We start from the raw sequence: 13,865 nt of genomic DNA, 5'->3' as shown, positions 1-13,865 counted from the left end.
GGGTTTTCCTTTCCTTACTTCGGGTTATCCATTTCTGGAGAGGTATATTCTATAAATCAGTGTGACAGCAACATGACACCCGTCAAAAAAGTTTTATCTGACAAAAAATTCCTGCTTCAGTAAAGTAGTCTCAGTTCGATCAATTCAACCAAACCGATCAGGGCACGGATGTTTCAGGTTTATCATTCCAACTCGTTGTTGCTACTCAAAGATCTGCTGGTGGAGCTGATCCGCCGCGATCCTCTTACCGATCCTTTCGAAGCCGAACAGATACTGGTCCAGAGCCCGGGTATGGCCCAGTGGCTCAAACTGGAACTGGCGTCTGCTTCCGGGATTGCGGCCTCGGTGGAGTTTCCGCTGCCGGCCTCATTTCTCTGGCAAAGCTTTGCCACAGTGCTGGACGGGGTTCCACAACGCTCCGCTTTCAATAAAGAGGCGATGAGCTGGAAACTGATGGCACTGCTGCCGACGCAATTGGCGCTGAGCGAGTTTGCACCGCTTCGCAGTTACCTGCAGGATGACCCGGATGGCTATCGCCTCTACCAGTTGTGCAACAAAATTGCCGATATCTTTGACCAGTATCTGGTGTACCGGCCAGACTGGATCGACAACTGGGAGCAGGGCGGAGATCTGGCGGCTTCCCGTCACCCCTGGCAGCCTGTACTCTGGCGCGAACTCTGCCGTTACACCGAAAACCTGCAGCAACCTCACTGGCACCGGGCGAATATGTTCAGCCAGTTTGTCTCTGAACTGAGAGCAGGCAGAGGGACCACAACACTACCGAAGCGACTCTTTGTGTTTGGTATATCTGCGTTGCCGCAAAATTATATTCAGGCGTTGCAGGCGCTCGGCGAGCGGGTAGATGTGCACCTGATGGTGACCAACCCCTGCCGGTACTACTGGGGAGATATTATTGATCAGGCTCAGGCGGCACGCATCAACCGGCGCTGGTTCGATAAACCGGGACTGGATTTTAATGACTACGCCGAGGCCAACCCGATTCTCGCGTCCATGGGCAAGCTGGGTCGGGATTATCTCTATCAGTTGCAGGAGCTTGGGGTCGAGGAGATCGACGCCTTTGCTGACCCGGAACGAAACAGCCTGCTGAACAGTATTCAGCAGGATATTCTTGATCTGGAAAATCCGGCAAAATTCCCGGAAGACCCGAGTCGTAGTGAGCATAAACAGGTGATCTCAGCCGATGACCGTTCGGTTGTTCTGCACAGTTGCCACAGCCCGCTGCGTGAGGTCGAAGTGCTGCATGACCAGTTGCTGGCCATGTTTGCGCAGAACCCCGCACTGAAACCCCGCGACATTATTGTGATGATGCCCGATGTGGCAGCCTATGCACCTTATATTGAAGCGGTGTTCTCCACCGCGCCGGCGCAGCGCTTTATTCCCTATTCGATCTCTGACCGCAGCAGTCGTCAGGAAAATCCGTTACTGCTGAGTTTTGAACGGATCCTGCGTCTGGACAGCAGTCGTTTCAGCGTGTCTGACGTACTTGAGCTGCTTGAAGTGCCTGCGGTGATGCGTCGTCTGGGGCTGGATGATCAGGGTTTCCAGCGGCTGCGATACTGGATTGATCAGGTGAATATCCGCTGGGGCATGGATTCACAGCAGCGCAGCCTCTGGGAGCTGCCTCTGTTCGAACAGAACAGTTGGCGTTTCGGGTTGCGCCGGATGCTGGCCGGCTATGCACTGGGAGAGCACTGCGACCTGTGGCAGGAAACAGCGCCCTTTATCGAGATCGAAGGGCTGGAAGCGGAATTGCTGGGCAAGCTGGCCGGGTTTATTGATCTGCTGGATCAGATTCGGCAGCGCTTCAGTCAGGCACAGCCGCTGGAACAGTGGATCGTGCAGATCAACCTGCTGCTTGAAGAGTGCTATCAGGCTGATGAGCAGGATGAAGTGGCCCTGAATGCGATTCGTACCACACTGCAGGGGCTGCAGGAGCAGCTCCAGGATGCCTGTTTCGACGCACCTTTATCGCCTCCGGTACTGGCTGACTACCTGAGTAATGGTCTGGGCCAGCAGCGCTCATCTCAGCGCTTTATGGTGGGGGCTGTTAACTTTTGTACCTTGATGCCGATGCGTTCCATTCCGTTCGCGGTGGTTTGCCTGCTGGGGATGAACGATGATGCCTATCCGCGCAGTATTCCACCGCTGGGCTTTGATCTGATGAATGATTACCCGCGCCGGGGCGATCGTTCGCGACGTGATGATGACCGCTACCTGTTTCTGGAAGCGATGCTCTCGGCTCAGGATAAACTCTACATCAGCTATATCGGGCGATCGATCCGTGATAATAACCCGCGGATTCCTTCAGTGCTGGTCAGCGAATTGCTCGATTACGTCGAGCAGGGCTATCGCCTGGAAGAGGACGCCGCGCTGGATTGCACAGCCAGTGCCGCACGGTTACGCCAGTCGCTGATTCAGCAGCATCCGCTGGTGGCGTTTAGTCCCGCTTATTTCCGCAGTGGCTCCGGCCTGTTCAGTTACGCCGAACAGTGGCTGCCTGCCGCCGCGGCCGAAGCGCAGGAGCCAGGCCGTTTTATCCGTACAGAGTTGCCGGCAGAAGCGTTGCCGGAGCTGGAACTGGAAGCGTTGATCCGCTATCTCAAGCACCCCTGCCGGAGTTTCTTCCAGCAACGCCTGAAGGTATTTTTCGGCCACTCCGAAATTGAGGCACAGGATGAAGAACCGTTTGCGCTGGATAACCTGCAGCGTTATCAACTGCAGCAGCGTTATCTGGAAGCGGCGCTGGCGGAGCAGGATCTGGATCGGATGGATCAGGTTGTTCTGGCCGAAGGGGGGCTGCCAATTGCCCGGCCCGGCCAACTGCATCTGGCGAAAATTCGCCGTGACTGTGAGGAGCTGGCAGAAAAACTGCTACCGCTCTGCAGCGGTGAACCGCAGCGGCTGGAAGTTAATCTGCAACTGGACGAAACCCGTCTGCTCGGCTGGTTAGATGGCTGTTATCCCGATCACCTGCTGCGCTATCGTCCGGCGCAGGTCAACGCCCGGGACCAGATGGCCAGTTGGGCGGAACATCTGGCGTTGTGTGCTTCTGATCTGCGCTGCAATCATACCGTTTTTCGGGGCTTGTCCGGGCAGCTCCGGTTCAGGCCGCTCCCGGTCGACAACGCCCGGGCACGGCTGCGGGAGCTGCTGGACTTTTACCGTCAGGGCATGCAGCAACCGCAGGCGTTTGATCCGGGGTTAGCCCGGACCTACTACGCCAATCTGGCAAAGAATCCGGATAAGGCCATGGCTGAGCTGGAAAAGGGTTTTTATGGTTCGGCCTACAGTTCCGGGTTGCTGGATGACCCCTATATGCGCCGTGCTTATCCTGATTTTGAAAGCTTTGCAGAGCCGTTTCTGCAGCGTGCTGAAACGGTGTATTCACCGATGCTGGAGTATATGGAGGAGGGCAAAGGATGAGTCAGGTGAATATTCTTCAGCCTCTGAGCTTTCCTCTGCAGGGACAGCAACTGATCGAGGCCAGTGCCGGCACGGGTAAGACTTATACCATTACTGCCCTCTACCTGCGGCTGCTGCTGGGCATGGCTGAATGCAGTCAAAAGCCACTGGGGCCCGAACAGATTCTGGTCGTGACCTTTACCGAAGCCGCTACCGAGGAGTTGCGGGACCGGATCCGGGCCCGGATTGTGGAGGCCCGTCAGGCGCTGTTAACGGAACCGGTGAAAGATCCGTTTCTGGCTGAGCTGAAAGCGGCCCTGAGTGACCGCGACAGTGCGGTGCGGTTGCTGGAGCAGGCGGTCCGGCAGATGGATGAGGCAGCGATTTTTACCATCCATGGTTTCTGTCAGCGAATGCTGAAACGGCATGCCTTCGAAAGCGGTGCATTGTTTGATAATGAACTGACTCAGGATGATCAGAGCCTGTTACGCAGCGCGGTACTGGATTTCTGGCGCAGCTCGATCTATCCGCTGGGCCCGGAGCTGGTGGATCTGATTTTCAGCCAGTGCTGGAACAGTCCGGAGCAGTTGATCATGGAGCTGCGCCCGCTGCTGGGCCGAGCTGTCCGGCTGGAACCGGATCTGACCGGGCAGGCGCTGGAGCAGGCTTATCAGAATCGCAAGCAGCAGGTGCTGGCGTTTAAGCAAGCCTGGCTGGAGAACCCGGATGATCTGGTTCAGCTTGTGCAGAACTCCGCCATTAACAAGAGTAGTTACAAGAAAAACCTGCTGCCCAAATGGATTGATCAGATCAGCGACTATGCTCAGTCTGCGCTGCTGGAGCCGGATAAAAAGCTGATTGAAGTGATGCAGCGTTTCACCCCGGATGTGCTGGCCGAGAAAACCAAATCCGGCGAGCCGCCTCAACATCCTCTTTTTGAGCGTCTGGCCGAGTTATTGCCGGGCGCCGTACCGGTGCGGGAAATACTGCTGGGGCAGGCTTTAGCGCAGGTGGAGCAGCGCCTGAACCGGGTCAAAAAACAGCAGCAACTGCAAACCTTTGATGATCTGCTGAGTAACCTGAATCGGGCGCTGGAGAATGATCAGAGTGCGGCGCTTGCCGAAGCGATCAGGCAGCAGTTTCCGGTGGCGATGATTGATGAGTTTCAGGATACCGATCCTCTGCAGTACGGCATTTTCAGCCGGCTTTATGCGGATCCGCTGAGCTGTGCACTGATCATGATCGGAGACCCCAAACAGGCGATCTACGCTTTTCGTGGCGCGGATATTTTTACCTATATTCAGGCCCGCCGTTCGGTAGCACAAAGCTATACCCTGGACACCAACTGGCGCTCCACCGCGGCGATGGTGGAGGCGGTAAACTGCCTGTTCGAATTTCCGGATAATGCGTTTATCTATGATCAGGATATCCCTTTTCATCCGGTCAGAGCGGCGGCTAAACAGAAACACCGCCTGACCATTCAGCAGCGGGAGCCGGCCGCACTGAGCATCTGGTATCAGGAGGCGGATAAACCCCTGAATAAGGAGCAGTCTCTGAGCCTGTTTGCCCAGTCAACTGCGGCTGAGATTGACCGTTTACTCTGTGGTGATGCCCTTATCGGCGATAAGCCGGTGCAGGGAGGGGATATAGCGGTGCTGGTTAAGAACCGCTACGAAGCCGAGGAGGTACGCCGGGCGCTGGCACAGTATGAACACCCCTGTGTGTATCTGAGTAATCAGGATTCGGTATTTAACTCGGTTGAAGCGCTGGAACTGGTGCTGATACTGGCTGCAGTGGAAAACCCTCAGTCCGAACGAGGGCTGAGGGCGGCGCTGGCTACCGAACTGATGCAACTGGATATGCTCAGCCTTGATGCACTGAACCGTGATGAACGGGCCTGGGATCAGGTGATTACCGAGTTCAGCGACTATCGCGAGATCTGGCTTGAATCGGGACTGTTACCGATGCTGAATGCCCTGTTGCAGAAACGTGGTCTGGCGGTACGCTACCTGCAGCAGTCGGGAGGTGAGCGGCGTCTGACTAACCTGCTGCATATGGGTGAGTTGTTGCAACAGGCGAGCACTGAGCTCGAAGGGATCAGTGGTCTGTTGCGCTGGTTCAACGAACAGATCGCCAACGCCGGCAGTGGGGCGGATGAGCAGATTCTGCGTCTTGAGAGCGAGCGCAACCTGGTAACCATTGTTACGGTACATAAATCCAAAGGGCTGGAGTATCCAATCGTATTCCTGCCGTTTGCGAGTATCTTCCGCGAGCAGAAAACCGCGTTTTATCATGATCAGCAGGGTGAGGCGGTGCTTAACATCAGTGCTGATGAAGAGGCGCTGCAACAGGCTGATCAGGAGCGTCTGGCAGAGGACCTGCGTTTACTTTACGTAGCCCTGACCCGCTCAGTGTATCGTTGTTATCTGGGAGTTTCCGACCTGCGGATTGGGAACAGCCCCCGTTCACGGTTAGCGGACAGTGCGCTGGGTTACCTGTTGCTGCAGTCCGGGCTGGAGCTGGGAGAAGCACTGCAGCAGTTATCTGCCCGGAGTGAGGCCATCGAGCTGCTGACACCACCGAATCATGGTGCACAGAAAGATATGTTCAGCGAAACAACCCGCGCAACAGAATCGCTGGCAGCGGCTCAGTTCCAGGGTCGTATCGACCGGGGTTGGCGGGTCAGCAGTTATTCCGCTCTGAGCCGGCACAGCAGCAGCGCTCTGCCTGAACTGCCGGGTCTGGACCTTGAGGTGGCAGCAGAACGATCCGCCGCCGTCGAAGAGAAGCCAGAGGTGGAGAGTATCTTTACTTTTCCCAAGGGAGCCAATGCGGGTACTTTTCTGCACACCGTGTTTGAGGAGATCAGTTTTAACCAGTATCACCCGATTATGGCGGCAGGGGATCAGTATCGCGAACAGATTGCGGAACAGCTCAGTCTGGCCGGTTATGAAAGCAACTGGCAGCCGGTGATCGAACAACTGATCGATGATGTGCTGCAACGTGATCTGGATGGCCAGGGGCTGCGGCTGGCAGAACTGGACGATCAGGATCGTCTGGTCGAGATGGAGTTTATGCTCAGTGCGGACCGGGTACGGGTAGCGGAACTGGAGAGTCTGATCCGGCGCTATGATCCGCTGTCAGCCCGGGCGGCTCCGCTCTCTTTCGAACCCCTGCGTGGGATGCTGAAAGGGTTTATCGACCTGTTGTTCCGTCGTGATGGCCGTTATTACGTGCTGGATTATAAATCCAATCATCTGGGCTATCAGGTGGAGGACTACAGCCGCGCAGCGATGGAGCAGGGAATGATTGAGCATCGCTACGATCTGCAGTATCTGCTCTATTCTCTGGCGGTTCATCGGCTGCTGAAACAGAGGATTCCTGGCTATGACTACGAACGCCACTTCGGCGGGGTCTTCTATCTGTTCCTGCGGGGTATTGACCAAAACGCAGCGGGCAAGAGTGCGAATGAAAATTACGGGGTTTTCAGTTGCCGACCGGAAAAGGCGTTGATTGAGCAACTGGATCAACTGTTTGCAGGAGAGGGATGCGATGTCTGAAGCGATGGCGATGCTGAAAGCTGTTGAGGACTGGTCGCGGGCAGGATTAATCAGGGCGGTAGATTATCAACTCGCCCGTTTTGCCGCAGAACAACCCGGAGCCAGCGCACCGCTGGTTGTGCTCTGTGCACTGGTCAGCCACGAACTGGCGGCGGGTAATGTCTGCCTGCCGCTGACACGCCTCAGTCAGGCAGAGGATTACTGGCCACAACAGATGGCCGCAGCGTTGCGCCATTACGACTGGGCGCGGCTCTGTCCGGATCAGGTGATACTGGGAGATGAGCAGAGTGAACAGCCCACCCTGCTGGTTCTGGATCGAGAGCGTTTATACCTGCACCGTTACTGGCAGTATGAGACCCATGTGGCACAACAGTTAAACCAGCGGGCCGTGGCTATAGAGCAGGACCCGGCGCTGTTACAGCAAGGCTTAGCCCGTCTGTTTCCGCCAGCCCCCGGTGAGATCGACTGGCAGAAAGTGGCAGCAGCACTGGCACTGCAGAAGCGGTTTTCGGTGATCAGCGGGGGCCCGGGTACCGGTAAAACCACCACCGTAATCAAACTGCTGGCGTTGTATATCGAACAGCAAAGAGCCAGCGGCAGCAGTATCAATATTCGTCTGGCGGCGCCAACGGGTAAAGCCGCGGCACGGCTGGCGGAGTCGATCAGCAGCGCCAAGCAACGTCTTGCGCTGGAACCTGAGCTGGCGGATGCGATCCCGGCTGAGGCCAGCACACTGCACCGCTTGCTGGGTGTGATTCCCAATAGTATCCGTTTTCGTCACAGCCGCGATAACCCTCTGCATCTGGATCTTCTGGTGCTGGATGAAGCCTCGATGGTGGATCTGCCGATGATGGCCCGGTTGCTGGATGCACTACCGCACGATGCGCGGCTGATTCTGTTAGGGGACAGGGATCAGCTGGCATCGGTAGAAGCCGGCAGTGTGCTTGGTGATATCTGCAGTTGGCCGGATGCGCTGTGTTACAGCCAGGCTCAGGCGGCGAGCCTGGAGCGTTTATGTGAGCTGGATCAGACATTACCGACCACGGCTGAACCCGGTTTTGCCGATTGTCTGGCGCTGTTACGTAAGAGTTATCGTTTCCATGATCAGAGCGGTATTGGCTATCTGGCCCGGGCGGTGAATGCAGGACAGCCGCAACAGGTCCGTGAGGAGTTACAGAAAGGTTACGCTGATCTGAATTACTGCCCTCTAAGCCAGCCGAACTATGAAGCCATGCTCGAGCAGATGGTTTTGTTTCATGCGGATGCCCTGCGCCGTTTAAAAGCGGGGGCAACGCCCCGGCAACAGTTGCAGATTCTGGCCGGAATGCAGTTGCTCTGCGCCCTGCGCGAAGGCCCCTATGGGGTGTCTGGTCTCAACCAGCGGATTCGGCAGGGGCTGGCAGAGCGGGGGCTGGTGGCCGCAGAGGGTAGCTGGTATGCGGGGCGGCCGGTTATGATCAGTCGTAATGACCCGGCACTGGAACTGTTTAACGGCGATATCGGCGTGGCTGTTGAGGATGAAGACGGCGAGCTGATGGTCTGGTTTGAACAGAATGGTGAGCCCCGTCCGATCCGCCCTAGCCGATTACCGGAGCACGATACGGTCTATGCCATGACGGTGCATAAAAGTCAGGGGTCGGAATTTGATAATGTGGTGTTGTTACTGCCACCGCAGGAGGCGCCGGTTCTGAGCCGGGAACTGCTGTATACCGGGATTACCCGGGCGAAAAAACAGCTCTTTCTGTACGCCACTGAATCGGCGCTGACCAGTGCCACCCAGCGTCGTACCGAGCGTGCCGGCGGTCTGGCTGTACGCTTATGGTCAGGTCATTCCGGCTGAGCAACAAAAACAGCCTGTGCTGAGGATTCAGCATAGGCTGTCTGATCAGTCCATGAGGATGGTGCTCCGGTTGAGAGGGCCTTAACGGCGGTTACGCAGGCGTCTGCGCAGCTCCTCTTCGGTTTCCACACGAATTGGCTGTGCGGAGTGCTGGTCACCACGGCTCTGCAGCAATAAATAACAGACTGCACCGACGGCCAACAAAGTGGTGAAGATCATCATAGTAGACTCCTTAACTGACTCGAAACAGCTACGATGTTAATCCAGTATAACTGAATACCGGGCTCAGGGAAGCCGGAAAACGCTCTGGCCTGTATAAACCTGAATCTGCTGAGTGAGGCAAAAAAACACCCCCGCAGTGCAGGGGTGAAGATAAAGGGGGAGTCGGCATCTGTCAGATGCCCTGTGCAGTCAGGTATGCAGCCAGTTCGGTATAGCCACCCAGATGTTCCTGACCATGAAAAACCTGAGGGACGGTCTGTACCGGTTTACCGATAGTCTTTTCCAGATCTGCCTTGCTGATACCCTCTTTATGGATATCGATGTAGCGGTGCTCCAGATTTTTGATTTCGCAGATCTCTTTTGCCCGTTTGCAGTAACCGCATCCTTCACGGCCGAAAATAGTAATACGCTTCATGCTGGCTCCTAAAAGTTGGTGTCCTGTTGGTGTTGCAGGCTATTAAACCAACTGGGCCGGACAGCGGCTAATTAGATCTCTTTATTCGCATCATTGGTTTTCTTAATCGGTGTATAAAAAATCATGTGAATACAATTTTGCGCTGCAGCAATCGGGGCGACGCACTGCGCTTTCAGGGGTGTGGCTCTTTGTCCCCAATGTCTGTGGATAAGTCTGTAAAAAAGCCCTGTGAAAAGGGTTTCAGGCACCATGATCTGGTCAATAGATACGGATTGGTTAAAAAATGTACAGATATTTATTGCATTGAAAGTAAAGGGTTTTTCAGGTTTTTTTGCGGAAAACAAGGGGGTTATCCGGGGGAGCGGAAGGTGCAGCGGAATATGACTAAACCTTAATCCGGGTCAAGGTTTATTTTCCCGGAAATAAAAAAAACCGGACGTCTGGGCCCGGTTTTTTTGTTTGCAAAAATCCGTGCTCAGAACCACTCATCCTTGCGCTTACGGCGTTTTGGAAAGTAAGGCAGGATCAGGCCCAGAATGACACCACCGAGCGCGACCAGACCGCCGTGGGTGAACCAGCGCATCAGGTTGCTTTCATCGCTGGTTTCAATTTTGAATTCAAGCTCTTTAATCGTGGTTCTTAACTGATCGACTGAGCTGCTCAGGGAGTGGTTAGCTTCTTTGAGCTGGGCCGACTCCTGCTGCAAAGCTTCAATCTGAGTTGCCTGATCTTTCACTGTGGTCTGGCTTTCTTCCAGACTGCTCTGCAGTTTTGGCAGGCGCACAGAGATGCTGTCACCCCGGTCAACACCGCTGGCTTCAACCCAACCGATACGTCCTTGCGGCATTCTTACCTGAACGTATTTGGTGTTGGGATCGCGTTTCAGAATCTCTACCGGGGTTCCGCTTTTAATCCGCGTGATGATCCGGTAAGAGTTGCTCGGGCCGTTGTGCACGTAGACCATCGCATCATCAGCGATATGGCCTTTTTCGGCATGGGCGGAGAGAGAGAGGAACAGAAGTGAAGTCAGAGCTAACTTTTTCATTGATACATTTGTTTGAACACTGGAATTTGTCATATTGTACGGATTAAACTGGTCTCTTAACAGGTTGTTTTACAGGTAATTCCGTGACTCCCCTGTGAGAGACGTAATTCCTGCTCGAAGCGAGACAGCCTCAGCAGCCTGTTTGGCTGATGTTCAGATTCTTTTTGATTAAATTCGTTCACTTTTTTTCAGAGCAAACTCAAACTTCAGGGGAAGCTAAATGGATAATTTCTTTGATGCTTACGTATTACCATGGATTGTGGATATTGCGTTGGCGCTGGCGATCTTTTTTATTGGTCGCTGGGTAATCAAGCAGGTGATGAAACTGGTGGAGCGCCTGCTGCGCAAAGCCAAAGTAGAGCAGATGCTGATTAACTTCATCTCCTCGATTGTAAATGTGGTGTTGCTGCTGTTTGTTGTGGTGGCTTCCCTGAATCAGTTGGGTGTGGATACCACCTCACTGATCGCACTGGTGGGTGCAGCAGGTCTGGCCATTGGCCTGTCACTGCAGGACTCTCTGAAAAACTTCGCGGCGGGTGTGATGCTGATCGTATTCAAACCGTTCCGTGAAGGTAACTTTGTTGAAGCGGCTGGGGTGACAGGTATCGTTGAACATATTCAGATCTTCAACACTGTTATGCGTACCGGCGATAACAAAGAGGTGATTATTCCCAATGGTGCGATTTACAGCGGTGTGATCACTAACTACTCGGCACGTGATACCCGTCGTGTCGATATGGTGTTTGGTATCGGTTATGACGATGACCTGCGCAAAGCGAAACAGGTATTGCAGGAGATCATCGAAGCTGATGAGCGTATCCTGAAAGATCCGGCGCCGGTCATTGCCGTTTCTGAACTGGGTGACAGCAGCGTAAACTTTGTTGTTCGTCCCTGGGTGAACGCGGCGGATTACTGGCCGGTTCTGTGGGGTATTACTGAAGCGGTTAAACTGCGTTTCGACGAAGAAGGCATCAGTATTCCATACCCGCAGATGGATGTTCATCTGCATAAAACAGAAGGTTCTGCCGACTAAGTTCAGCGCCTGAAAGAAAAAACCACCGCTTGCGGTGGTTTTTTTGTGGCTGCTTTACGGGCTCAGCGTCAGGATTTACCGGCGGGCGGTTCACCGCTGCGGCTGGCCAGAATCTGTTTCAGTTCATCGCGTAACAGCGCATTATCCTGTTTCGATTTCTGGGCTTCCATGCGGTACCTGAAGATCTCCTCGTAGCGGGCTTCCAGCTTGACTTCCATCTTCTGGATAATCTTCTGCTGCTGGGAAACTTCCTCCTCAAGGGAATCGATCTGGGTCTGTAGCTCAGCGATCAGGCCGTAGCCTGTATGGTCATTACTGTGGCTGCTGGTGGAATCTTTTTCGGTGGTCTGCAGCTCGGTAACAATATGGCTGTAAAGCGCTTTCAGGTCGCTCTCTTCACGGCTGTTATAGCGGATGGTATTTTCAATCGCCTGATGGGCACTGGCGGAGCCAATGGAACCGGCCAGGACATGCTCGACCATGCGATGGAACTCGACCAGCTCGATAATGGTGATTTTGGGCTTTTCCAGTACCTGCAGATCTTCAGCAATGGTCTGAACCTGAGATTCGGCTTTGTCCTCATGCAGGTAATGAGACAGCAGGCTTTTCGCCTCTTCCAGCTTTGGCTGCAGCAGAATATACGCATCCAGCCCGGTGGGGCGGGCCCGGCGTGACTGGGAAGAGGTCATCGCACTCATAAATTCGGTGCTCAGGTTGCGCTCTGACTTATTCGGTGTAAACAGCAGCGAACCAACAACGTACCAGCCGATATTGAAGATCAGCGACCAGATCACCGCGTGGCTGACCGGGTGCAGGCCCTCCAGACCAAACATCGCTTCCGGTCGCAGGGTTGCAATATGCCAGGGGCCTTCGAGCAGCAGTTCTTCTGAGAACCAGCCCTGTTTGATGAAGGTAGGGATCAGCAGGCAGTAGATCCATGTGATGAAGCCGGCGCACAGACCAAGGAGCGCACCGAGGCTGTTGCCTTTTTTCCAGAACAAACCGCCAAATAGTGAAGGGGTGAACTGCAGCACGGCTGCAAACGAGAGAAGCCCGATGGCCACCAGAATGTAAGAGTCGGCAAATTCCTGCGCAAACCAGAGGCTGCCCAGCAGAATCAGGGTGACCACCATCCAGCGCATCTGTAGCAGAAAACCCCGCAGGGGCCGCAACAGGCTGAAACGTTCGATCAGGGGCAGTATCAGATGGTTGGATGCCATGGTGGAGAGGGTCATTGTGGTAATGATGATCATCCCTGTCGCGGCTGAAAAGCCCCCGATAAAAGCGAGCAGGGTCAGGCTGTCATTGCCGGATGCCTGTGGCAGCAGCAGCACAAAGAAATCGGCATTTTCTGCCGGCATTCCCATCAGCAGGCCTGCGGCGGCAATCGGCACCACAAAGATGTTGATCAGTACCATGTAGGTCGGGAACAACCACATGGCGGTTTTAATATGCTTTCGGTTGGAGTTTTCGACCACCGAAACGTGGAACTGACGGGGCAGGGTGTGGATGGCAGAGAAGCTCAATAGCAGCAGGGTAAACCACATTAAGCCGCTGTTTTCAGTGGCATGGAAGCTGGTGACATGATCCAGCCCGGCCAGTTTGATACGGGCGAGAATATCGCTGAATCCGTCAAACAGGGTGTAGGTTACAAAGAAGCCCACGGCGAAAAAGGCCACCAGTTTGACCAGACACTCAGCAACCAGTGCGGCGATCATCCCCTGATGGCGTTCGGTGGGGTCGAGTTTCCGGGCCCCGAAAATGATGGTGAAGCCGATCATAAACAGGGTGACCAGCCAACTGGACAGGTCGTGAATGTTACCCTGACTCGGGGTGTTGGTGATCAGTTCAAAGGAGCTGATGATCGCTTTCAGTTGCAGCGAGATATAGGGCACCACGCCGATCAGAGCGATCAGGGTGACCAGCGCTGCGATCTTCTGCGAGCGGTTATAGCGGGTGGAAATAAAGTCGGCGATGCTGGTAATACGGAAGGTTTCTTTAGCCTGTACCATCCTTTTCAGGGTCAGCCACCAGAAACAGATACCGATAATGGCACCGGCATAAATGCCGAGAAACAGCAGGCCGGAGCTGGCTGCAAAGCCGACACTGCCGTAAAAGGTCCAGGAGGTATGGTAGACCGCCAGTGAGAGGGCATAGATCCAGGGGTTACCTGTGTTCTGTACGCCTTTGTTCTGGATGCGTTTTTCTACAATCTGCGCAATGGCAAACAGCAGTCCCATGTAAACGGTGACGTAGAGAATAACCGACAAAGGTGTAAACATAATCGCCTGTGTGCTCAGAGGGCCGGATTTTTTTCTATTCTAAAC

Annotated in this window: 8 protein-coding genes; 4 read left to right on the top strand and 4 right to left on the bottom strand. The window is 54.6% G+C overall.

Going from position 1 to position 13,865, the window contains the following annotated elements:
• Nucleotides 1–168 precede the first annotated feature (168 nt).
• The 3 genes from recC to recD are packed head-to-tail and all read left to right on the top strand — an operon-like array spanning nt 169 to nt 8,823.
• Entirely contained in the window at nt 169–3,444 is a 3,276-nt protein-coding gene (gene recC / locus QUD59_RS02265) for an exodeoxyribonuclease V subunit gamma (RefSeq protein WP_286239318.1), read from the top strand.
• Nucleotides 3,441–6,983, top strand: coding sequence for an exodeoxyribonuclease V subunit beta (gene recB, locus QUD59_RS02260; protein ID WP_286239317.1), 3,543 nt, complete (start codon nt 3,441–3,443; stop codon nt 6,981–6,983). The genes recC and recB overlap by 4 nt, the downstream gene beginning before the upstream one ends.
• Nucleotides 6,976–8,823 (top strand): exodeoxyribonuclease V subunit alpha, encoded by a 1,848-nt coding sequence (gene recD / locus QUD59_RS02255; RefSeq protein ID WP_286239315.1) that lies wholly within the window; start codon nt 6,976–6,978, stop codon nt 8,821–8,823. Before recB ends, recD begins: the two co-directional genes overlap by 8 nt.
• 81 nt (nt 8,824–8,904) lie before the next feature.
• Here the strand turns inward: recD and QUD59_RS02250 are convergent, their stop codons facing one another.
• From QUD59_RS02250 to QUD59_RS02240, 3 genes are all read right to left on the bottom strand, one after another.
• A complete protein-coding gene (locus QUD59_RS02250; protein ID WP_286239313.1) occupies nt 8,905–9,045 on the bottom strand; it encodes a hypothetical protein in 141 nt (46 codons plus the stop codon).
• 172 nt (nt 9,046–9,217) lie between these two features.
• Entirely contained in the window at nt 9,218–9,460 is a 243-nt protein-coding gene (locus QUD59_RS02245) for a GrxA family glutaredoxin (protein WP_286239312.1), read from the bottom strand.
• Nucleotides 9,461–9,935: 475 nt separating this feature from the next.
• Complete coding sequence (locus tag QUD59_RS02240; protein WP_286239310.1) at nt 9,936–10,505, bottom strand: TIGR04211 family SH3 domain-containing protein; 570 nt, start codon at nt 10,503–10,505, stop codon at nt 9,936–9,938.
• Nucleotides 10,506–10,725: 220 nt separating this feature from the next.
• Between QUD59_RS02240 and QUD59_RS02235 the strand changes: the two genes are divergently transcribed.
• Nucleotides 10,726–11,538, top strand: a complete 813-nt coding sequence (locus tag QUD59_RS02235; protein ID WP_286239308.1) for a mechanosensitive ion channel family protein — start codon at nt 10,726–10,728, stop codon at nt 11,536–11,538.
• Between the two features lie 68 nt (nt 11,539–11,606).
• Here QUD59_RS02235 and QUD59_RS02230 read toward each other — a convergent pair whose 3' ends face one another.
• Nucleotides 11,607–13,820 (bottom strand): sodium:solute symporter family protein, encoded by a 2,214-nt coding sequence (locus QUD59_RS02230; RefSeq protein WP_286239306.1) that lies wholly within the window; start codon nt 13,818–13,820, stop codon nt 11,607–11,609.
• Nucleotides 13,821–13,865 lie beyond the last annotated feature (45 nt).

Source organism: Neptuniibacter halophilus, from assembly GCF_030295765.1.
GTDB classification, from domain to species: domain Bacteria; phylum Pseudomonadota; class Gammaproteobacteria; order Pseudomonadales; family Balneatricaceae; genus Neptuniibacter; species Neptuniibacter halophilus.
The sequence above is the reverse complement of the archived record's forward strand: the minus strand, read 5'-3'. Positions and strand labels throughout refer to the sequence as shown.